This is a genomic window from Spirulina major PCC 6313 (assembly GCF_001890765.1).
Lineage (GTDB): Bacteria > Cyanobacteriota > Cyanobacteriia > Cyanobacteriales > Spirulinaceae > Spirulina > Spirulina major.
In genome coordinates, this window is record NZ_KV878783.1 from 4,520,976 (window position 1) to 4,543,391 (window position 22,416).

17 protein-coding genes, 1 tRNA gene and 1 pseudogene are annotated in these 22,416 nt (G+C 49.4%); 9 read left to right on the forward strand and 10 right to left on the reverse strand.

Annotated features, from left to right (window positions below; all coding sequences use genetic code 11):
• The 3 genes from SPI6313_RS20050 to SPI6313_RS20060 all read right to left on the reverse strand — a co-directional run bounded on the left by SPI6313_RS20050 (position 1) and on the right by SPI6313_RS20060 (position 2,770).
• On the reverse strand, positions 1–1,713 hold the full coding sequence (locus tag SPI6313_RS20050) for an N-acetylmuramoyl-L-alanine amidase (protein ID WP_072622587.1): 1,713 nt from the start codon (positions 1,711–1,713) through the stop codon (positions 1–3).
• A gap of 157 nt (positions 1,714–1,870) precedes the next feature.
• The gene (locus tag SPI6313_RS20055) at positions 1,871–2,245 is read right to left on the reverse strand and encodes a response regulator (protein ID WP_072622588.1); all 375 of its coding nucleotides are present in this window, start codon (positions 2,243–2,245) and stop codon (positions 1,871–1,873) included.
• A gap of 132 nt (positions 2,246–2,377) precedes the next feature.
• Positions 2,378–2,770, reverse strand: a complete 393-nt coding sequence (locus tag SPI6313_RS20060; protein WP_072622589.1) for a response regulator — start codon at positions 2,768–2,770, stop codon at positions 2,378–2,380.
• A 360-nt stretch (positions 2,771–3,130) separates the two neighbouring features.
• On the opposite strand from SPI6313_RS20060, the gene SPI6313_RS20065 reads away from it, so the two are divergent.
• The 3 genes from SPI6313_RS20065 to SPI6313_RS20075 all read left to right on the forward strand — a co-directional run bounded on the left by SPI6313_RS20065 (position 3,131) and on the right by SPI6313_RS20075 (position 5,216).
• Positions 3,131–3,529 (forward strand): hypothetical protein, encoded by a 399-nt coding sequence (locus SPI6313_RS20065; RefSeq protein WP_072622590.1) that lies wholly within the window; start codon positions 3,131–3,133, stop codon positions 3,527–3,529.
• A gap of 167 nt (positions 3,530–3,696) precedes the next feature.
• Positions 3,697–4,656, forward strand: coding sequence for a DUF1517 domain-containing protein (locus SPI6313_RS20070; RefSeq protein WP_072622591.1), 960 nt, complete (start codon positions 3,697–3,699; stop codon positions 4,654–4,656).
• A gap of 218 nt (positions 4,657–4,874) precedes the next feature.
• Positions 4,875–5,216 (forward strand): hypothetical protein, encoded by a 342-nt coding sequence (locus SPI6313_RS20075; RefSeq protein WP_072622592.1) that lies wholly within the window; start codon positions 4,875–4,877, stop codon positions 5,214–5,216.
• A gap of 972 nt (positions 5,217–6,188) precedes the next feature.
• On the opposite strand, the gene SPI6313_RS20080 is transcribed toward SPI6313_RS20075, so the two are convergent.
• A tRNA-Leu gene (locus SPI6313_RS20080) sits at positions 6,189–6,269 on the reverse strand.
• 118 nt (positions 6,270–6,387) lie between these two features.
• Here SPI6313_RS20080 and gltX point away from each other — a divergent pair.
• The 4 genes from gltX (at position 6,388) to SPI6313_RS20100 (ending at position 10,315) form a co-directional block, all read left to right on the forward strand.
• Positions 6,388–7,839, forward strand: a complete 1,452-nt coding sequence (gltX, locus tag SPI6313_RS20085; RefSeq protein WP_072622593.1) for a glutamate--tRNA ligase — start codon at positions 6,388–6,390, stop codon at positions 7,837–7,839.
• A 65-nt stretch (positions 7,840–7,904) separates the two neighbouring features.
• Positions 7,905–8,315 carry a (2Fe-2S) ferredoxin domain-containing protein gene (locus SPI6313_RS20090; RefSeq protein WP_072622594.1) on the forward strand — a complete coding sequence of 137 codons (411 nt, stop codon included), beginning with the start codon at positions 7,905–7,907 and terminating at the stop codon, positions 8,313–8,315.
• Positions 8,316–8,630: 315 nt separating this feature from the next.
• Positions 8,631–9,275 carry a response regulator gene (locus SPI6313_RS20095; RefSeq protein ID WP_072622595.1) on the forward strand — a complete coding sequence of 215 codons (645 nt, stop codon included), beginning with the start codon at positions 8,631–8,633 and terminating at the stop codon, positions 9,273–9,275.
• A gap of 68 nt (positions 9,276–9,343) precedes the next feature.
• Positions 9,344–10,315, forward strand: coding sequence for a M28 family peptidase (locus SPI6313_RS20100; RefSeq protein ID WP_072623251.1), 972 nt, complete (start codon positions 9,344–9,346; stop codon positions 10,313–10,315).
• Positions 10,316–10,516: 201 nt separating this feature from the next.
• On the opposite strand, the gene SPI6313_RS20105 is transcribed toward SPI6313_RS20100, so the two are convergent.
• The 5 genes from SPI6313_RS20105 to SPI6313_RS20125 form a co-directional block, all read right to left on the reverse strand.
• Positions 10,517–12,715 carry an ATP-binding protein gene (locus tag SPI6313_RS20105; RefSeq protein ID WP_175551195.1) on the reverse strand — a complete coding sequence of 733 codons (2,199 nt, stop codon included), beginning with the start codon at positions 12,713–12,715 and terminating at the stop codon, positions 10,517–10,519.
• A 543-nt stretch (positions 12,716–13,258) separates the two neighbouring features.
• Positions 13,259–13,675, reverse strand: a complete 417-nt coding sequence (locus tag SPI6313_RS20110) for a hypothetical protein (protein WP_072622597.1) — start codon at positions 13,673–13,675, stop codon at positions 13,259–13,261.
• Positions 13,676–13,976: 301 nt separating this feature from the next.
• Complete coding sequence (locus SPI6313_RS20115; RefSeq protein WP_072623252.1) at positions 13,977–14,672, reverse strand: DUF3800 domain-containing protein; 696 nt, start codon at positions 14,670–14,672, stop codon at positions 13,977–13,979.
• 274 nt (positions 14,673–14,946) lie between these two features.
• Positions 14,947–15,141, reverse strand: a complete 195-nt coding sequence (locus SPI6313_RS20120) for a hypothetical protein (RefSeq protein WP_072622598.1) — start codon at positions 15,139–15,141, stop codon at positions 14,947–14,949.
• Between the two features lie 59 nt (positions 15,142–15,200).
• Positions 15,201–18,212 (reverse strand): type ISP restriction/modification enzyme, encoded by a 3,012-nt coding sequence (locus SPI6313_RS20125; RefSeq protein ID WP_072622599.1) that lies wholly within the window; start codon positions 18,210–18,212, stop codon positions 15,201–15,203.
• 222 nt (positions 18,213–18,434) lie between these two features.
• On the opposite strand from SPI6313_RS20125, the gene SPI6313_RS20130 reads away from it, so the two are divergent.
• Positions 18,435–20,162, forward strand: a complete 1,728-nt coding sequence (locus SPI6313_RS20130; RefSeq protein ID WP_072622600.1) for a succinate dehydrogenase/fumarate reductase flavoprotein subunit — start codon at positions 18,435–18,437, stop codon at positions 20,160–20,162.
• 109 nt (positions 20,163–20,271) lie between these two features.
• Positions 20,272–21,189 carry a DNA methyltransferase gene (locus SPI6313_RS20135; RefSeq protein ID WP_072622601.1) on the forward strand — a complete coding sequence of 306 codons (918 nt, stop codon included), beginning with the start codon at positions 20,272–20,274 and terminating at the stop codon, positions 21,187–21,189.
• A gap of 1 nt (position 21,190) precedes the next feature.
• On the opposite strand, the pseudogene SPI6313_RS22540 reads toward SPI6313_RS20135, so the two are convergent.
• A pseudogene (locus SPI6313_RS22540) lies at positions 21,191–22,266 on the reverse strand (IS630 family transposase).
• Positions 22,267–22,416 lie beyond the last annotated feature (150 nt).

The window sequence follows — 22,416 nt, forward strand, 5'->3', positions numbered from 1 at the left end:
CTACGCACCACCCCAACGGGCCCGATAGGGACGAATATCCAAATGGATCAAATTCGGATAGCTGCGATAGATGCCCATACCACCGGGCCAATTACCCAAGCGTGATGCTATTTGCCGCCCCGACATCCCAGAACGCAGCAGATCCACCGCCTCACCGGTTTTATGGCGCGAATATCTCGCCCCACCCGCTCGGCTATTCCACGGCTCCGGCCGATACCAACTCGTCACCGTCATCGGAAAACCCCCTAAACGGGCCCGCACATCCTCCAACCGTTGCGCCAACGCCAGGATGTTATCCACATGGGACTTATGTTTGGGAATCCGTTCACCATTGTGCAGCGCCTCCCGCCAGGTGAAATTGCCATTGGGCAAAATCGGATCACTGAGGAAAAACGTACTCGTGTAGCCGGGGAGATTGAACCCATCGCCGCGATCGTTGGTTTGGGGGGCTTCGTCCTCCGGCTCCATTTCCAGCGGCTGCCCATCTTGCCAAATTTCGATGTGGTCGTTAAAGGCATACCAGGTATTAAACCCATTGAAGGTCACATTTAACAGCGCCGCTTTGACATGGTTGCCTTCTTCATCCCAACTGTGGAGGGGCAGTTGTTCCCCTTCTTTGATCTCGTATTTAAGATTGGCATCGGTGATCTGGCTGCTATCGACGGTGTCTTGCTTTAACACCGTGTCGCGAATAATTTTTAACGCCAGCGTCGGGACGGGTTGGCCCATGAGCAAGCCCCAGGTTTGCGGCCCCACAATGCCATCAACGGTGATCGACTTTTGGCGTTGGAAGGTTTTCACCATTTCCGCGAGGCGATCGTCATAAATACCATCGATCGCTGCCCCCAAACGATATTCTAAATAGCGCACCGCCACCCCATCGGCATGGTTGGGGCGTAAAATCGGCTGGGACTGAATTTCATCTAAGGCTTTCCAGGTCAACACCACCGGCCGGCCCGCTGCATTAATTCCCACCAACTGGTGAAAGCGTTGGGTCGCCGATTCGGTGGCGGGGCCCGTGAGTCCATCCTCAACCAGAGCTTGATTGTTCGCGTCGGTGATTTGCAGTTGATTGAGGGCTTTTTGCAGTTTAAGCACTTGGGCATCGCTGCCTCTGGTGCTGGTACTGCCGCCGGTGCTGCCGCCGGTGCTGCCGCCGGTGCTACCGCCGGTGCTGCCGCCGGTGCTGGCTTCATTGGGCAGTTTTCCGGCGAGGCCTTGGACGATCGCATTCACCATTGCCTCGGTGTTGTACAGCTTCATATCCTTTTCAGAATCAATGAAGCAGCATTCAATCAAAATGGCTGGCATATTGGTAGACCGCAGCACATACAGATGGGCCCCATCTTTAACCCGCCGATTCGTAAAACCAAGCCGCACGATATTATCAAGCACCGGCTGGGCAATTCGACGGCCCGAACTGCTAATCGCATACACTTCTGTCCCATTGGCGGAACCATTAAAGGCATTGAAGTGAATCGAAACATACACGTCAACATTGTTGGCATTGGCGGTATTGACCCGCTTGCGGAGTGAATCCATCACACTGGTTGCACTGCTGGGCGTACAGTTGACCGCTTCATGGCCAACGGCGCGCAGTTTATTGATTACTTGTGTACCCACTTCCTTGGTGAGACGGTCTTCACTGCCATAGCGTGACGATGCACCAACGTCGGGCGGGGCATTATGTCCCATATCAATGCCAAACTTCATGGGTTGCTCCTTATCCAGTCAATTGAGGTTAATGGGGATGAGTTGTCCGAAGACATCACAATATTAGGATTACCACGGAACCTCGGAAACAGTGTGTTGGCTTAATATCACTTTGTGCGAAATCCGTGCGTTGGGAATCGGGTGACAGGTGCGATCGCTACCAATTCAACGCCTCCACAATCAAATCCCCCAACAACACCGGATCAAACGGCTTCGTGAGCACCGCCTTCACCCCCAATTCTGCATAGCGGCGCTGTTCAGCCGCCTGCACCTTCGCCGTCAGAAAAATCACCGGAATTTCCTGAGTCTTTGAATCAGCCTGTAATAGCTCCCAGGTGGCAGGGCCATCAAGATCGGGCATCATCACATCCAGCAAAATCGCATCCGGCATCTGATCACAGGCCAACTGAAACCCTTCGGTTCCCGATGGTGCAGTAATCACTTCCCAGTCTTGATTAATTTCTAAGCTCAGTTGAGCGACTGCTCGAATATCTGCTTCATCATCAATAATTAGAATTTTGCGAGTTCCCATGGTTTAACGCTCAATAGCCCCAAGGATAGAATTGTACCAAGCTTGGTCAAATTCCTTGCAGGTCTAGGCAACTGTATTACTGTAGACACTCGATCGTGACGGGGGAAATCGATTGGCCCCTCTAGCTTTGCCCTAGGGGAGCCAATCGAGCAGTAATTGGGTCACTTGCTGACAGTCAAAGGGTTTGGGAATAATGCCATAAATCCCCATTTCCCCTAGGGCCTGGCAGTCACTGGCCCGAACGCGATCCAACATGACGGCTAAAACGATGTTGTGTTGGGTCGTTAACTGCTGAAAGCATTTGAGGAGCTTATGTTCAAGGGACAGGGTAAAGGGCAGATTCAAGAGGATGACTTTGGGCATCAAGATGGGAATCAGAGCAAGCCCTTCATCATAGGAATGGGTTAAATAGACCTGCCATGTCGTTGTCAGTTCTAGGCTGGTTTGGATAATGGCGCGGATATCCGGTTCAGGCTCAATCACTAAAATGTCACAGGCAGGGGTGAGGGCATGGTCAGAGAGCACAGGACAATGAGATGGCTGGAAAGGAAACCGGCAATAGGGGGGGCTAGTCGTTGCGGAAATCATTAAATCCTTCTTCCTCATCTCCCTAATGACTAGATTGGATGGCTTACGTCAGGAACTGGATGTAACACTCGTCACGATTCAATGTAATAAAGGTCACAATAGGGGCAAAGTTGTGAAAATCCTGTGAAGATGATGGGAAAATAGGGCCAAATTGATGTTGCGCTGTGTTGTTTTTGGCGTGGGTGTGATAATCCCATTGAGGCGACCTGGGGCTAGGGTTGGTTATGGGTGAGAGCGTCTTTTGTCTCCCGTGGGAAGCGGCGGCGGGAAAGGATGTCACGTTTAAGGGGTGCCGTCATGTCAGATCAGAATACGCTTTTGACCCAAAAGGTGGCCGCAGGTTTGCTGCTGTGGTTGTTTTTTGGGATCTCGTTGACGACGTTGGGCTATCCGTTGCTGTTGAATATTGTGGTGGGGGCGATCGCAGGTGGTGCAGGGATTTGGATCATCACCTGGTGGCACGACACCAGCCCGCCCACCCTGTCCGAAGACACCAGCGAAGAAAGTACCTGGGGGTTTAGCTCCCTGTCTCCCCTCGTGCCCAATCGTCGTAACACCCATGCCCCCGGCATTGAAGAAGCCCAACGATTGCGCATCGAAGCCGAAGCCCGCCGCCGCCAAAACCCTAACCGCCGCCGCCAATTTTTCGCGATTCCGAGGGTCTTTCGCCGTCGAGGTCGGAGCCGCCGCCGTTAGGGAAAATCCTGGAAATATCCGGTGCTTTCGGCTCTGAAGTCAGAGAATCCAACAGGTTCACCCGAAACTTTTTTAAAATGGTTAGGAGAACGGAGCCACCCATGCATAGATTATGGGTACTTCGTCCCGATGGGTTCTTTGGGAACCGTTGTAGTTAAGGAGATTGAATGTTTAAGACTGTATATCAGGCAACTCGGCGAATACGCTTTTTAAAATCCATTGTCGTCATTGGCTTAATTGTCTTACTCAGCTTTGGCCCTGCGTCCGATGCGTTGGCGGCTCGGAGTGGGGGACGGATGGGCGGTGGCTCGTTTCGGATGCCCAGTCGTTCGCTGCCGAGTCGTTCTGCACCGATGAGTCCGGCGGGGGGCGGCTACGCACCGCGAGGCATGGGTGGCGGGTTTGGTTTTCCGTTTCTGATTCCGTTTTTCGGGTTTGGGGGCGGCTTTGGTGGGCTGTTCACGATTGTGATCGGTTTGGCGTTGGTGAATTTCATTGTCAATGCGTTCCGCAATAGTGGCTTTGGTGGTGCGGAGGGCGATCGCACTCCCTCAAAAGTCTCCGTGGCCAAAGTCCAAGTGGGCCTCCTCGGCTCCGCCCAAGGCCTCAAAACGGAACTCGAACAATTAGCCCAGAACGCCGACACCGGCACGGCCAACGGCCGCGCCAATGTCCTCCAAGCCACCAGCTTAGCGATTCTCCGCCATCCGGAACTGTGGGTCTACGGGGCCGCAGAGTCGCAATACACCGCCCTCGAAGCGGCCGAGTCCACCTTTAACCAATTGGCCCTCACCGAACGCAGCAAGTTCACCGCTGAAACCCTGTCCAATGTAGACAGTGCCCTCCAACAATTGGAACTCCAAGTCAAGACCCCACAGGAGGCCTTAGTGGAGCAAGGCGAAGTGGGAGAATATCTAGTTGCGACGATTATTGTGGGAGCCGTGGGCAAGCTGGATTTACCTAAAGTGACCGATGGGGACAGCCTCAAAACGGTCGTGCAGCAGCTTGGCAGTGTGGGAGGCGATCGCCTTTTGGCCGTCGAAATTCTTTGGACACCCCAAGCCGACGGCGATACCCTGTCCACGGACGACATTTTGGCCAACTATCCCAACTTGACCCTGATTTAACTGCAAGATTTAACTGCAAATTGATGCCTCAGACTTGGCCGTCCGGTCAACCTCTGTTCACAGTCAAAACCCCCCGATCAATCATGATCGGGGGGTTTTGATGATGCGGAACGCGAGACTTGAACTAGGCTAATGCCGTTCATATCGTCCGAAACGCTTGAGAACATGTCACCCTAACCATCTACCGGAATCTACCAATTAATCAATCTGGTAGATAAATGGTAGACACTAATGCAACGAAAAACGGTAAATCTAACGACGATACCCCCATTAGTAAATCTAATGAATACAAGGGGTATGCTGATACACTTGAACTCTACAAGCGTAAGGCTAAGGATTGTCCCAAGGGGGTACGTTTGAAACTGCAAAAATCTAAATTTTTGATGATTCAATTCATTAACCCTGATACAGACAAAATCACGGTTAAGTCTAGCGGTGAACAATTTGATGACGCTGGCATTATTAACGCTGTAGATAAATGTTGGAAAATTAGTCAAGCGTTAACAGAGTTTACCGTTAGCGGGGATTTCTGGAATTGGTATGAGGAAACGATACTATAGCGTTTTCGTGACTCATGAGGCAAGTGGATCAATACCCCTTCTGGTATTCCTATGAACAAATCTATGCCACTGAAGAGCTTGACTTGATGCCATCCTTCCTCCCAGAGTAGCTTACTGGTTAAGGCGACAATCGTTGAGTCTAGGGGAAACATTGTCAACCGTTTTAGGTTGCTCCCTTTCTGCTTTTTTTGCTCCTTCTTCAGGTCTTCATACAAGTCGATGAATATCTTTTTTCTCTCAACTTACTCGCTTTGGAAAACGTAGATATATCCATCCCTATTCCTCGGTTGTTCAACCTTTTGAATAGGTCTCTCATACTAGTTACGCTCTGATCCATGGCAAAGGATAACCATGTTGATACAAAAGTTTGCGTATTGAGGACTGGATAATCATCTTGCGGCAGTTTTCCGAGATGTTTTTTGACGATTGCAGGGAAATTAGATAAAATGGTTCTAACTTTTTTATTGGATTTACAAGCTCTCATTTTACTAAATTGAGAGCTTCTTTTTTTGTTTTTCTTCTGGCATTCAACACTTCTGCATTTAAGGAATTCAGAAATAGGTGTACACCCTCAAAGATTGGGGGTGTTTTTTTTGCGATCGCTGTTGTGGTCGTTACCAGATGATTGTCCTGTAACCGCGTTAGCTGTCCCACAGAGAGACATTCCCTCTGGCAACAAAGAAGAATGGGTCACAGACTAGCGAACACAGTCGATGGGGTAAGCGTAGGCACGGAATGGACGTAGGGAATGAGTACCGTAGCGACCGTTAACGGTGTGAGTGTCTGTGATACGCTCTCCCACTGCCTGAGAGAATGCCTCTGATTCATCATCGGTGCTTATTCCCTGTACCACTGGTAGCGTCTACCAGATTACCAATGGGTATAATGGGCTTAGTAGATTTTTGGTAGATGGCAAAAAAAATAGCCCTAGCAAATCGCTAGAACTATTGACCTTAAAGGGTTTACTGTTTATGCGGATGGCGAGACTCGAACTCGCACGGGCAAGCCACACGCCCCTCAAGCGTGCGTGTCTACCAATTCCACCACATCCGCTTTTGGTTGCAGTCAACTTTCGTCAACGAGAAACTAGCATAACACAAGTTTTCTGCAATGACAAAGCCCTTTTTTGTTACGGTAGAGGGTGGAATTTGGATGGCTGAGGACGAAATCTGTGACTGTACGAGTACGAATTGCACCAAGCCCGACCGGGAATCTCCACATCGGAACGGCTCGAACGGCTGTGTTTAACTGGCTGTATGCCCGTCGCCAGGGGGGGACGTTTATTCTCCGGATTGAAGATACGGATACGGAGCGATCGCGCCCTGAATACACCGAAAATATTCTCAGCGGTTTGCAATGGCTGGGGTTGCAGTGGGACGAAGGCCCGATCCACCAATCCGATCGCCTCGATCACTATCGCCAAGCGGTGCAAACCCTGCTGGACAAGGGCCTCGCCTATCGTTGCTATTGCACGCCGGAGGAGTTGAATGCGTTGCGCGATCGCCAAAAAGCCCAAAGCCAAGCCCCCCGCTACGACAACCGCCACCGCACCCTCACCCCCGACCAAGAAGCTGAATTTGTCGCCGCTGGGCGCAAGCCGGTGATCCGCTTCAAAATTGACGACGATCGCCAAATCATTTGGGAGGATCAGGTGCGGGGCAAAATGGTGTGGCAGGGGCGCGACCTGGGCGGCGATATGGTGATTGCCCGGACTCCGGCGGGGGATGAACCCTTTGGGCAACCCCTCTATAACTTGGCGGTGGTGGTGGATGATCTGGAGATGCAGATCAGCAATGTGATTCGCGGTGAAGACCACATCGCCAACACCGCCAAGCAAATCTTGCTTTACGAAGCCCTCAGCGGGACAGTGCCGACGTTTGCCCATACGCCGCTGATTCTCAACACCGAAGGGCGCAAGCTCTCGAAACGGGACGGGGTTACGTCCATTGATGATTTTCGGGATTTGGGTTTTACGGCAGCGGCGATCGCTAACTATATGTGTCTCCTCGGCTGGACTCCCCCGGATTCAACCCAGGAACTGTTTACCCTAGACGAAGCTGCCGCCCAATTTGACCTCGATCGCGTCAACAAGGCCGGGGCCAAATTCGACTGGGACAAACTCGATTGGATCAACAGCCAATACCTCCACAGTATGCCCATCCCTGAACTCACGGATCTGCTCATCCCCCACTGGCAACAGGCGGGCTACGCCATTGACCCCCAAGATCGGGACTGGCTCGAACAACTCACCGCCCTCGTGGCTCCCAGCTTGACCCGCTTACCCGATGCCGTCGCTGAAGCGCAACTCCTCTTTGGGGACAGCCTCAGTTTTGATGAAAAAGCCACCGCCCACCTTCAACAAGCGGGCGTGAAAGAAATCATCACCGCCGTTCTTGATGCCCTCAACAGTGAGGAAGAGTTCAGCCTCGACCGTGCCAAGGCCTTAGTGAACACCGTGACCAAAACGGCCAACGTCAAAAAAGGGTTGGTGATGAAGTCGATGCGGGCGGCGTTAACCGGGGCATTGCAAGGCCCGGACTTGATGCAATCTTGGGTGTTGCTCCATCAGCAGGGGCGCGATCGCACCCGTCTCCAGCAAACCCTCGCCCATCTTGAAGCCTAATGTCCCCCAGGAACGCTTAACCCAGCGCGTTAAGCGTTCCTGCTGTTCACTCCTTGTCGATTACCATGAACTCGCCTCAAGCCGCCGACCTCACCCCCATTATCGAATCCCTTGGCATTCCGCAGATTCAGCGCCATCTATTCCTCTGTACTGACCCAACAAAGCCGAAATGTTGCCCCAAAGAGGATAGCCTCACCGCCTGGAATTATTTAAAAAAGCGGCTTCAGGAGCTTGGCCTCGATCGCCCCACCGAACTTCGCCCGGACTGCATTTTCCGCACCAAAGCCGACTGCTTACGAGTCTGTACCCAGGGGCCGATTTTACTCGTCTATCCCGATGGGGTGTGGTATCGCAACGCCATGCCGGAGGTGATTGAGGAGATTATTCAACGCCATGTGCTCAAGGGGGAAGTGGTGGCAGAGTATGCGATCGCTCAACATCCCCTCCCCGATCCACCGCCCTCACCCTCCGTATGATCCCGGTATAATTGCCTCATCAACAATTAACAGGTCTACGCGATAATGAAGAAAGGTGATAGATATAGCGCACTAGCCAAGGCAGTTAGGATATTCAGAAACTCTGAAACAAGGGGCTTAAGCCCCTTGTCTGTTCTCAAAAATTTGTCCACTGCTCTCAATCCCCATTGACCAGTGATCTTCAAGAGTATTCTTCAGAATTTCAGTGATTAATGGTTTGACGCAGAGATGAACCGATATCCATTCATCACCATTCAGGGTTAATTTCACATCATCTTCGCAACACAATCACAACATTGACAGAGGGTCAGAATCATGAAGGAACCAAAACGATTGGCTAAAACAAAACTTTTACTGGTTGATGATGACCCAAACCTGATTCTTTTGGTGAAAGACTATCTCGAATTTCGAGGCTATGAAGTCATCACCGCTGAGAATGGTCGGATTGCCCTAGAGATTCTTGAAGCGGCCGATCCAGACATGATCATTTGCGACATTATGATGCCGGAAATGGACGGCTACACCCTCGTTGAAAAGGTGCGGAGTAATCCAAAAACCAACTGGATTCCGTTCCTGTTCCTGTCTGCTAAGGGCCAGAGCCAAGACCGGGTGAAAGGATTAAGCCAAGGGGCGGATGTGTATATGGTGAAGCCCTTCGAGCCGGAAGAATTGGTGGCTCAAGTGGAATCGTCCCTCAAGCAAGCGGATCGGTTGAGCCAACATTACAAAGGCACGGACGCGCCGCCGACGATCCATGTGCCCCATGATGTGAATCTGACTCCGAAGGAACTCGAAGTGGTACAAATGGTGGCCCAAGGGATGTCAAATCGAGAAATTTCGGTGCATCTCAACGTCAGTCAGCGCACGATTGAAAGCCATGTGTCTAATATGCTGAATAAAACCAGCTTGAATAATCGCACGGAGTTAGCGCGGTGGGCGATCGAAAGTCATCAGGCTTAAACACGTTGCGATTCAACCGGCTCCGTGTCCCGATCAAATGGGCCGATCGCGGCACAATCCGGCGCTTGATGATTTTGGGTGGACTGTTGATCCTATTGGGTTTAGGAGGGTATCGGGCGATGATTTGGATACCGGGCCAGAGTTATCGCGGCGAGTTGCCACCGTTGACCCCAGCGGTGGAGGCGTTGGCGGTGGAGTTGCGCACGGAGGTGGAGGCGATCGCATCTCGGCCGCACAATTATGTCGCCTATCCCGAATTAGTCCGGGTCGCGCAATACCTCGAAACCACCCTCGCCCAAACCGGCTATCCCGTGGAAGTGCAAGAATACAAGGTCGCAGATCAAACCTTTCAAAACCTGATTCTCGAAATTCCCGGCCAGACGAAACCCGATGAAATTGTGGTGGTGGGGGCCCATTATGATTCCGTGGTGGGTGTGCCGGGGGCGAATGATAACGGGTCAGGGGTGGCGGCGGTGCTCGCGATCGCCCGTCGCCTGGCCAATCAAGGGAGCGATCGTACCCTCCGCCTCATCGCCTTTGCCAACGAAGAACCCCCCTTTTTCTGGACCGATGACATGGGCAGCCTCGTCTATGCCAAACGCTGCAAAGCCCGCCAAGAAAAGATCGTCGCCATGGTCAGCCTCGAAACCCTCGGCTACTACGACGACACCCCCGGCAGCCAAACCTACCCCCTCGGCCTCCTCGATCGCATCTATCCCATCCAAGGCAACTTCATTAGTTTCGTCGGTAACTTCGCCTCCGCTGCCCTCGTGCGGCAGGTGGTGGGCGCATTCCGCACCGTGGCTCAATTTCCCTCGGAAGCGGCCATCCTGCCCAATGCCGTCGCTGGCGCAGGCTGGTCAGATCATTGGTCATTCTGGCAACAGGGCTATCCCGCCCTGATGGTCACCGACACCGCCCCCTTCCGCTATCCCCACTACCACACCCTCGACGACACCCCCGACAAACTCAACTACGATCGCTTTGCCCGCGTCGTCCAGGGCTTAGAAGCTGTCATCCAAAGCCTGATCAATAATTGACGTACTCCCCCGCATAAATGACGGGGGATTCTGGGTTCAGACAGCAATTGCAGGCGTAGCCCGTCTTATCTTGCCTAGCCCAATGGACAACGCCCTGCCCATAAGGTGCTCACCCCGGAATTTTACTTCGCGCTAGCGAACGCTTTTATTGTATCACCACCGAATCAATTCGGTTATTCGCTTATATCCCCCGAATAAAATTCAGGGGGCTTTACGCATCACGCTCGTAATAGCGGATGACTGGCGCAGGGGAATCTGGATGATGAACGTGCTGCCTTGTCCTAACGTAGAGTGGCAGAGGAGTTTACCCTGATGTTTTTCCGTCACAATTTGATAACTAATTGATAGTCCTAGCCCCGTGCCTTTGCCAATGGCTTTAGTGGTGAAAAAGGGATCAAACAAACGGTTTTGGGCGGCTGCATCCATGCCTGGGCCGTTGTCTGCGATCGCCACCTCTACCCACTGGGTTTCTAAAACCCTGGTGCGAATCGTAATCTGATCGGGGTGCGCCTTGATCCCATCCACAGAACGAGTCAGACTCATTTCATCAAAACCATCGATCGCATTGGCCAAAATATTCATAAAGACCTGATTCAACTGACCCGAATAGCATTCCACTAAGGGTAATTCGCCATACTCTTTTATCAACTGAATCGCGGGGCGATCGCTTTTAGCCTTGAGGCGATGTTGCAGAATCATCAAGGTACTATCAATCCCCGCATGAAGATCCACTTCTTTAATATCCGCCTCATCCAATCGCGAAAAGGTGCGTAATGATTGGACAATTTCTCGAATTCGCTCACTTCCCACTTTCATCGAGGCAAGTAATTTCACAAAATCTGCTTTGATGTAGTCTACATCGAGTTCTTCAAGTTGTTCTTGGAGTGCGATCGAAGGGTTGGGATATTCTCGCTGATAGACTTCAAGAATTTTGATGAATATGGATACATACTCATTGGCATAGGTTAAATTGCCATAAATAAAATTAATTGGATTATTGATCTCATGGGCTAACCCAGCGACTAATATCCCCAAACTCGACATTTTTTCGGCTTGAACCATGCGAGTTTGAGCCTTTTGTAAATCATGCAATGCTTGGCGCAGTTCAGCGGTGCGTTCGGTCACTCGTGTTTCGAGTTGTTCGTTGGTTTTTGCCAAGGCCGCAAAGGATTCCTCTAATTGTTGCACCATCCGGTTAAAGGAGTCAGACAATTGGGCAATTTCATTAATCTTAGACGTGTCTAACTGTTGCGATATTTTGCCCGTGGCGATGTTTTGGGCGGCGCGATTGAGCTTGAGAATGGGCTGACTAATCCAACGCGAGGTGTAAATACCGAGCCAGGTTGCGATCGCTAATGCCACCCCACAGAGCACAATGGTTGTGCGCGTATTGGCATTGATTTGCGCCATAAAATCCGACTCTGGCATCACCACCACAATCAGCCAATCTAAACCCTGGAACTCTAACGGAATAACCCGGACAAACTGCCGCTCACCCTCTAGGGTGTAGCGAAATTGGACCGGCTCGGTTAGTTCACTAAAATCGGCAACCTGTTGGGTGAATGCAGCCACTGTTGACTGAATCGCGGGGTATTGACTTTGACGGGCCGAAAGCCGCTCCACCTCCCCATCGGGGTCATCCCCTGGAATATAGGGCTTTTCGGTGGTGGATGATGCCACCAATAGCCCCGATCGCTCCATGATAAACGTTGTGCCATGGGGGGAACCGGGCACAGATTTGAGAAACTGACCTATGCCCGTGAGGAGGTAGTCCACCGCCAGCACGCCCTGAGGATTTCCCGACCCATCAAAAATCGGGTGGGTGGCGGAAATGCCAATCTGGTTATCGATAAAAATATAGATATCACTCCAACTGGGTGCTCCGGCAGCGATCGCATCCTTGTACCAATCCCGACGGCGGGGATCATAATCGGGTTCGGAATACAACAACTCCGTGCGTTGCCCCTGATCATTCGTCAGCCAACTTTGAAAATCCCCCGGCACAAAATTCGGCGTGCCCTCAATCGTCACCGCTGCGGGTTCTGATTCTCGCCCCGCCCCAATGTACCCCCCTTGGGCACTGGCAAAATAAATATATTGCACATCGGTATAGACCCGAATTTGTTGCCAAAAGCGACGTTCTAAACCGCTGATATCTGTTGTGTTTAAGACATTAATTCGTAACGATTCAGCATTAAAGGTATTTAACTCGACAGGTTTTTCTAAATAATTATTCAGGTGTTGAGTAATGCGATTTTCAACCTCAAGTTGCAGTTGTTGAACTAGATCGTTCACTGCTTTTTGGCCATTGCGGAGTGAGAGCCAGCCGGTTAAGCCCACAGCCACAGTAATTTGCAACAGAAAGGGCACGATCAAAATTGATCGTAACGGAATTTTCATCGCAACTATGGATGATATTGAATTAATATTTTTTTCAGACATAGGAATGAATTAAATGACGTTTTAATTGATCTTGATTGATCTTGCAAAATAATTACCCTGGATCGCTTTTCCTTAATGTCCTGCAAACAAAAAGCAGAATCCTCAGGAAATAATGCACCGGATCGGGATGAACGCACTGGATAGGGTGGGCTGGATACGGTTGAGATCAAAGCGAACCGTCACCATCCGTTTACCAATGATGGCACATCAATTATGAAGAGAGTCTGAATCCTTCCGGTGCGATCGCGCTCCTAGTGCCGTGTCAATACTTAGTATTTGGATCGTTTTAAATGTTCAACGCTCCATGGGATGGTGCATTATGCTTCGCTAATAGCACCCGACAGTCAACCTAATTCTTATCCTCGACGTGCCTCTAATGGACTGTCTAGCCTCAGATGGCAAGTAACTTGAAGACTGAGCGAAGTCGAAGTCTGGTGCTCCGGGGTTCGACGACCCTCATCTCTCTGGATAACAACTCACCTTTTTAAGCTAGACAGTCCACTAGTCTGCGGTTCCGGCTTGAATTGATTCGACGCTCGCTTTGATTTCATCGAGGGTTTTGAGCACTAAGCGTTTCGCCTGTAACGACCAACCCCAGCGTTGGATTTTAATGGCCAGAAAAAAGCCGATCCCCGTGGCGAGAAAATCTAGGGGTTGCTGGGCTGAAATGCCAAATAATAATCCCAAACCGCCAATTCCCCAACAGGGCAGGGCTAACACTTGGCGATTCGTTTCGACGATTTGGGCGAGGAAATGGGTGGGAATTTCGGCGGCGATTTGATCCCGGATGGCCTGCTGTTGGGGATAGGGAACGACGAAGCCAAATTTGCGGCGCAATTTTTCGATTTTGCGGGCTTCGGTGCTGTATTCCGTGAGTTGGTCTTCGGCGAGTTGGATCAAGTGTGCGGCTGAACTCATAGGTTTTGGCGAGTGGGGGGATGGAAAACGCAATGACGGGGGAGCGATCGCACTGTCAGTAACGTTATGGGGACAGGAACAACGAAAAAACAGGGTTTCAGCCCTGATTGATGCGAAGACGCATTGCGATCGCGCCGAGGCTCAATCCCTCAAGATCGGTCACTCTAGTATACCCGGCTCTTGATTCCCATTGATGCGATCGCCCCTCAATTCACCGTCCGGTAGGGTGCGTTAGGCGGTGATTCATGTCAAATCTCATCAATTAGTGTTCATTCCGCCGTAACGCACCATTGTGCTAACACTATAAATCTCTTACGTGAATACCGTGTACGATGCCACCTTCTGCATCAAATCGTGGTTTGATAATTGAGAAGTAACGCTCATCATTTTGCTCGTACTTCTTGAATGTGGCATAGGCGATTAAATCAGCAAGTTGAATCAATCGAGATGCTTTTGAGTCGAGAAAAAGAGGAACTTCCGAAAAGTTGCGAATAACCCCCCAGGTATAACCAACAGTTCTAAAATCTGTCGCTAGAGTTTGTATGGTTGTCTCATAAGTTGATTTATCAAAAATTATGATGCCGCGTTGAGTATCACCCTTTTTATGAAGTCGGATTAAGTATCGATCAAAGCGACTTGCGATTTGCTCGAATGCAACTTCTACGGGATCTTGAGGAGAAACCGAAGACTTGAGAACAACGCTGGCAAAAGCTCGATTAGAAGGGTGGGAAGCCGTCAACACCTGTAACGCATCTTCCATCGCACGCTCTCGCTCTTCTTTTGGATGCCCTCGCCATCGCCCCTTTCCCTTCAACATCGGGTTTCCATGTAGTTCCATCGAAGCAGGATCGGCCGGGTCGAAGCGAGCTGCAATTTTATCTAACTCTTGTGCAATCCAGTAACCTTGTCTTTCAAATGTACAAAATCCGGCTAACACAAAGAAATGTTGATTAGGGTCATGAACTGAGCCCGACTCATCGACATAAAGTAAGTACATTGAAAACGTCCACAGAAAGACAGCCAAGGAAAGACCATGCTTTCACGATCCTGAAAAGGACGGATCTCTCGGCTGTAAGGTCGATTATAGCTCATTCCTTTGTGTAGCTGTAAGCTTCCCCCGACTACGCTACGCTAAAGTCCGTTAGGGTGCGTTAGGCGGTGATTCATGTCAAATCTCATCAATTAGTGTTCATTCCGCCGTAACGCACCATTGCCAAGACACGTTTTAATTTGTGCAATATGAAGATGACGTAGGGCTGGCAATGCCCACCCTACAACTGCCGACAGTCTGCTTTGATTGTGTGTTGGAGTTCTGCGGCTTCGGAATTGCTTAAAATACCTGAAAATTTTGCGAGGGGGTGGGTTTGGCGTGTTGCTTTCACCCGATGCAAAAAATCGAGCATCACTTGCACTAAATCATCGGGGGCTTGTTCAAGTTCTTGGATCAATTGCTCACGGTTTGTCATCTGTTTAAGATTTTCCGGCAACCTAAGATAGATGATCCTAGTATATCCGACTGTTCAATTTACGATCTGTTGGGCATTTGGTTGATGATGTCCTGGGTTTGGACGGAAACGGTACAGACGCGCCGGATTAAATTAATGACGGTTTCTTTGTAGTCGGCGAATTTGTAGGTGTTGAATTGGTCACGGATGGTGGGGTCTTTGGGTTTCTTTTCTTTATGTTGGTCTAAGACCCATTCGATCGCGCTCCGATTCCCTAATTTATACTCCCATGCGATCGCAGGAATGCCCTGGATTGTGGTTTCGGCATCGAGGGCGATCGCGCCTTTTGTTTTGTCGGGTTTGAGTTTGGGTTTATTGAGTTGGCCGGGTTTGAGGGGGATGTCGATCTGTTGGAGGGGGTAGGGGTCGATGGTTTCGTAATTGAGGTGCAATTCCATCAATTGTTTGCCCCAGGTTGCCCACTGCCAAAAGTCATCATAGAGGGGCAAGCGGGGAAAGTCGCGTTTGAGGTTTTGTTCGTATTTTTGGCGGTAGTGGGGATGATGCAGGATGGCGTAGGTGTAATGAAAGATATCGATTTTTTGAAGGGTGGTATCGGTGTAATGGGTTTGGATTTGTTCTAGTCCCCAATCGGTAATATTATCGTGACGGTTTCCGTCTTTGTCGTAGCGATAGAGTGGGAGACATTGCGCGGCTGTGCCAACTAAATGAACATCGGGAATACAGTTAGTGCAAGTCACCATAAAGGGCGATTGTGTGCCTGAATCAGTGCAAAAAATAGATAAATTGTAAATATCTGAACTCGGAAAAAATTGGTTTATCAGCCCTGGCATTCTATTGAGATTCTTATCAAAATAGATGAATTTTTTAGAATATGGTCTATAAACAGACTTTCTGATTTTTGACTTTTCAATTTTTTTGGGAATTTTATTTTCAAGATCTTTTTTTAGTTCTCTGTCCCATTTTATTTTAGAATCGAGATCCTTCTCTTTTTTTTGCATTTGTTTCATGTAACATTCACAAAAAAATCTTATTTTTTCTGTTAGAGCTTTCTGAGATAAATCAAAAACCCATTCATCTCGTCCAGTTTCAACCCCTCGCGAAAACAACTGAAAAACCGCCTGATCCGATCGCCCCGCCTTCACTTCCTTATCAATCAACGGTAACAACTCATCAAAATCATTATCCGTCAAATTAATCCAATTATTCTTTTTATCCGGCCGCACATGGTCAAAATTTACATCTTGTATTTTTACGGATCTTAAAAAATCAAGTTTTTTATCTCTCAACTCATGAACATCAAATGGATGACAGTACGAAATCTTACATTTCTCCTGTGATGGCGTTTTAATCAAAAATCCGATCACGATTCCAGTCATTGCACTAATGCCGAAAATTGTATGCTGTTCCCCGATAAAAATCCCATCACGTCCTGATATTTCTCGAACATTGCCACCAAGATCGATAAAATACGCATAGGAAAATTCTTCTTGGACACATTTCCGAAATCCATCAAACGCACGAGAATCTAAAAAAGAAGAGTTTGTAATAAAGCAGATAATACCGTTTTGCAGCCGATCCGATGCCCAGCGATAAAACCGCACATACATATCATAGAGTGAGATTTTATTTTGAGCCTTTCCCTCTTTTACATAGGTCGCTTTCATCCGCTGATCAATCGATTTGTAAGGACGATTTGCGTTATCTTCATTAAAATTTGCTTGCCAAGCATTGTAAGGTGGATTGCCAATAATCACTGAAATTTCGCGATCGTTTTGGCGATTGATCCGTTTGGTATTCTCCAACGTCATCGCAAACAAATCCATCTGCTTGTAATGGTACGCCGTATGATCCAACGTATCCACCAGACAAATATTACTAAACTCCTGATATTCCCCCATCTTTTGCTGATAGGTAAACTCAATATTGAGATTCGCAATGTAATAAGGCAAAATCGCCACCTCATTACAATGAATCTCATGGAGATATTTATACTGCAATCGATGGGGATTTAAATACTCGATCAACTCCGTAATAAACGTCCCCGTCCCCGTCGCCGGATCGAGAATATTCACCCCCTCATCCTCCAACAACATCCCAAAATGTCGATCTAACAAAAAATCCGTACTCTCGATCATGAACTTCACAATCTCATTCGGCGTGTAGACAATCCCCAACCGATCCGCCGCCTTCGGATTGTACGCCTTGTAGAAATTTTCATAGATTACCTTGAGAAACTTTTGTTTCTCGTGATGATTGGGAATATTCACCGATTCCCGCTTAATCACCGCATAATAGGGTTCGATACTCTTCAGCGTATCCCGCCGCACCGAACGCGAAAAAAACGTATCAATCACCTCAGAGAGCGATCGCGCAATATTGTTTTCACGGTGAAACTGCGCCTCATTGAAAATATTCGTAAAAATATCCTCAGATAAAATGTGCTGAATCATCATCTCCGTCACATCCGCCGCCGACACCTCCGGATTAATCGACTGCTGACAAAGCGTTAAAAACCCCGCCCGCTTCGTTTGAAACGCCGGGTTATCCTGCGACGCTTGGGCAATGCGCGATCGTAACTCCTCCGCAATGGTTGGCACATCCGTCTTAAACTGCTCCAACGCCTCCCGAAACCCCTTCACCTCCGGCCGCACATAATTAATAAACTCCTGCAACAGCCGATCCAGCGCCGCCGCATCCTGCATCGACACCCGCAACTGCTCCCGCCGCGCCTGGATTAAAACCGCCGTTTGGGAATCCTCAAAAATGATGTTGTCCTGGGGGTAGCCCTTCGCGAACTTTTTCGCGATCTCCTCATCGAGATCGTCCTGTTCATCCTTACTTTCCCAATACCCCCAATCCAACCGCAACGCATCCTTCACCGTCCCATCAGGCCGAATCCGCAAATTGCGATATTCCAACTCCGGAATCAAAAGAAAATTCCGCGTTTTACAATATTCCCCCAACAAGGTCTGAAACGCGCCCCGAATCGATGACTCATTACTCGACCCCCCGTAACGCTTTAACTCAGCTAACTGACGTTGATATTGCGTGACCAACAGCTTCGACATGGCGCGATCTCCTTAAGTGAGACAATCCCTCACCTCACTTTAATCCCTCTCCCACAGGGCGAGGGCGTTCGGCTCCCCTCTCCTGCGAGCGAGGGGCCGGGGCAGAGGGGCCGCATCAATAGCAGGAAAGCCGTTCCTAAAGAATTACTGCAATTCTGAACGGGTCACGAGATTCGTCCATCAAGATAGAGTGTGAACCCTCATACCCTGCTGAATCACACCATGCTTGAACACGATGTCATCATTGTTGGCGGTGGCCTTGCCGGATGTCGCGCCGCCTTGGAAATTAAACGCCGTGATCCCAAGCTGGATGTGGGGTTAGTGGCGAAAACTCACCCGATCCGCTCCCACTCCGTCGCCGCCCAAGGGGGGATCGCCGCCACCCTGAAAAATGTTGACCCCGAAGATAGTTGGGAAGCCCACGCCTTCGACACAGTGAAGGGTTCGGACTATCTCGCTGATCAAGATGCGGTGGAACTGCTCACCCGTGAAGCCCCCGATGTGATTATTGACCTCGAACATATGGGGGTGCTGTTTTCGCGCCTGCCCGATGGCCATATTGCCCAGCGGGCCTTTGGGGGCCATTCCCATCAACGCACCTGTTATGCAGCGGATAAGACGGGCCACGCGATTTTGCATGAGTTGGTGAGTAATTTGCGATCGCAACAGGTCAAGGTGTACGACGAATGGTATGTGATGGACTTGATCCTTGAAGACAACGAAGCCAAGGGGATCGTGATGTACAACATTCTCAATAGCCATCTCGAAGCGGTGCGGGCCAAGGCGGTGATGTTCGCCACGGGGGGCTATGGCCGGGTGTTTAACACCACCTCCAATGACTACGCCTCCACGGGGGACGGCTTGGCGATGTGTGCGCGGGTGGGGCTGCCCTTGGAGGATATGGAGTTTGTCCAGTTTCACCCGACGGGCTTGTATCCCGTGGGGGTGTTGATTTCCGAGGCGGTGCGCGGTGAAGGGGCCTATCTGCGCAATAGTGAGGGCGATCGCTTCATGGCCAACTATGCCCCCAACCAAATGGAACTCGCCCCCCGCGACATCACCTCACGGGCGATCACCCTCGAAATCCGCGCCGGGCGGGGCATTCATCCCGACGGCAGCGCGGGCGGGCCCTTTGTCCATCTGGATTTGCGCCACATGGGGAAAGAGAAAATCATGAGCCGTGTTCCCTTCTGTTGGGAAGAAGCCCACCGCCTGCTAGGGATCGATGCGGTAGAGCAACCGATGCCCGTGCGCCCCACGGCTCACTATTCCATGGGCGGCATTCCGGTGAATACATCGGGCCAGGTGCGCCGCAGTGCCGATCATCTCGTCGAGGGCTTTTTTGCAGCGGGAGAAGCGGCCTGTGTGTCGGTGCATGGGGCGAATCGCTTAGGGAGTAATTCCCTTTTAGAATGTGTGGTCTATGGGCGACGCACAGGGGCGGCGATCGCGGCATACGTCCAAACCCGCAAACTCCCCACCTTTGACGCACAGACCTATTGCGATCGCGCCCAAACCCGAATGCGCCAACTCCTTGAACAAGACGGTGACCTCCGTTTAGGGGATTTGCGCCAACGGTTCCAAGACTGCATGAGCGAACATTGTGGCGTATTCCGCACCGCCGAGATCATGGAAGCGGGCTTAGAGAAAGTCCAAGCGTTAAAGGCAGAATACGGGCGAATTCAATTGAGCGATCGTACCCTCGCCTGGAATACGGAATTGATCGAAGCGATCGAACTCCAGCACCTGATGGTTGTCGGCGAAGTGATCCTCACCTCCGCCCTCCACCGCACCGAAAGCCGAGGTGCTCACTCCCGCGAAGACTTCCCCACCCGTAACGATCAAACCTTCCTCAACCACACCCTCGCCTACCACTCCGCCGCCGGTGTTGATCTCGCCTATATGCCCGTGGTAATCAACCGCTTTGAACCCAAAGAACGCAAATATTAAACAGTGGGCTAAGCCCAAAATAATCAGAACCCTTAATACTTTACGCATAAATCAATTAAAGTGTAATTTATGCGCAAAAAGTAGTACTGTACAAAAAATATAATTTGATATGCAATTTCAAAAAAATAAAAATCTTATTAGTTTTCAGGCTTCAAAAACTGAAATCTTTCTAAAAGAGATAAGTGAACAAAATAAATCTTTAATAAAACACTTTTTAAATTCTTTTGTCACAGATAATGCTTTGACTAGAAAACTTGTAAGCTTTCAAGGTAATAAAGTTCGTGCATATTACAGATGGTACAAATACAAGGAGGCTTTTTCCGCAGACTTAGTAGAATATCTTTTTCGTAAATACAGCGTGCCTAATGGTAAAATACTTGATCCTTTTGCTGGCGCAGGTACATCTTTATTTGCTGTTTCAGCCATGGGTTATTCCACAGAAGGCATTGAACTTTTACCTGTAGGACAAAAGATTATAACAGCAAACATACTCACTAGAAGTGATAAAACGCAAAAAATCATCGTTGTATTAAAAAAATGGCTACGTGAAATGCCTTGGAATCACCAAGGCAAAGCCAAAAATTTTGAGGTACTTCGCATAACTGACGGTGCATATTCTCAGATTACACATCAAAAAATCAGAAGGTACCTCAATGATTTAGAAAGCGAAGAACCTGAAACAAAAGAAATATTATTTTTTGCACTTTTATGTATTCTTGAATCAATAAGCTACACAAGAAAAGATGGTCAATATCTTCGCTGGGATTATAGATCGGAACACAGATCTGGTAAAAGTAAGTTTGATAAAGGGAAGATTTATTCATTTGATGAAAGTATCATAAAAAAACTAAATGAAATAATAGAAGATATGAGTTACAAAAAGGATGCAATTGATTTATTTTCACTCTCAAAAGAAAATACACAAAACGGGAAAATCAATTTACACAAAGGCTCATGTTTAAATATTCTACCTAGTTTAAAAAATAATGCTTATTCAGGAATAAGTAGCTCAGGCAAGAAAGAGTGAACTATGTAACAGAATATTGAGGTTGTCGCAGATTGACATATTCAGTGGAGTGAGCGTTTTGTTGTGCCCGAGCATCAAGTCCAAAAATGACCTCACAAGCCAACTCCTTCTCTGACTCAAACATCTGACCAACCAACTCATCTCGCTTGAGATGCTGCCACTCCAACTCAATAGGATTCATCTCTGAACAGTAGGGGGGCAGGAAGAAAAGATAAAGCCCCTGAGCTTGCCAAGTAGCAATCTGGGCTTGAACAAGCTTGCTGGTATGAATGGAGCCGTTGTCCAGCACAATGACCCTTATCCGTCCGGTTTTCGAGAGGATGTCAGCGGCACTCTGGGCTTGCTGGTTCATCAAGGCGATGAAGTCATCGCTCTTAAAGCTGCCTAAAACCAGAGAGTAGATGAAGGTGACCAATGGCTGCCACAAACCGATGATGCTGAGCCTCTTGCCTCGCTTGCGAGTCTGCTCCTGTCGTTTTTGCTCACCTCGGAAGTAATAGCTGTAACTGGCGGCACTCCATAAACAACTGCCGGATTCGTCGCCGTAGAGCAAGTCAATCTCCCCTGCTGCCGCAGAGAGTTCGAGCATCTCTAAGTCTGCTTGCTTAATCGCCCGCGTTGCTGGGTCTTGGCGCTCTCGGTGACTCTGACGTGTCCGCTTCCATATCACCCCCTTTTTTTGAGCACCTGACGCAGATGGTCTGGGCTCAAGCTAATGCCTCTGTATCGTTTGAGTTTCTTGGCTAACTGTACGCTGTTATAGGTTCGCTTTTCTTCACGCAAACAGGTTTCTAGGTACACCATGTCGGCTTCTGTCCAGGTGCTCTTTTTTCCTCTTCCTGGTGCATCCCAGAGTCCGCCTAAGCCCTTTTCCTGCCAACGTTTGAACGTTTTCCTCACTGTCCCTACATTCCAGTGCAAGTGTTGGGCTATCTTTTCGACGTACCATCCTTGATGGCTGAGTCTCAGAGCTTCTGCACGGTCTTTGACTCTCTGTATTACTGTGGTTGCTTTCCTTAGCTCCCACAGGGTTCTTTCTTCCTCTGGGCTTAGAAATACTCTCATCCTTGCTCCCATAAGTACACCTGTTCTTTATACTCACTCTTTACATCTCTCAATCTACCTCTCTTTTTCTACCCTGGCCTACTTACGTATAAGCTTGTCTACTTGTAATAGAGGGATGATGAGGAAGCCTCAGATGAGACAAGTCACGCGGCGATTCGGACA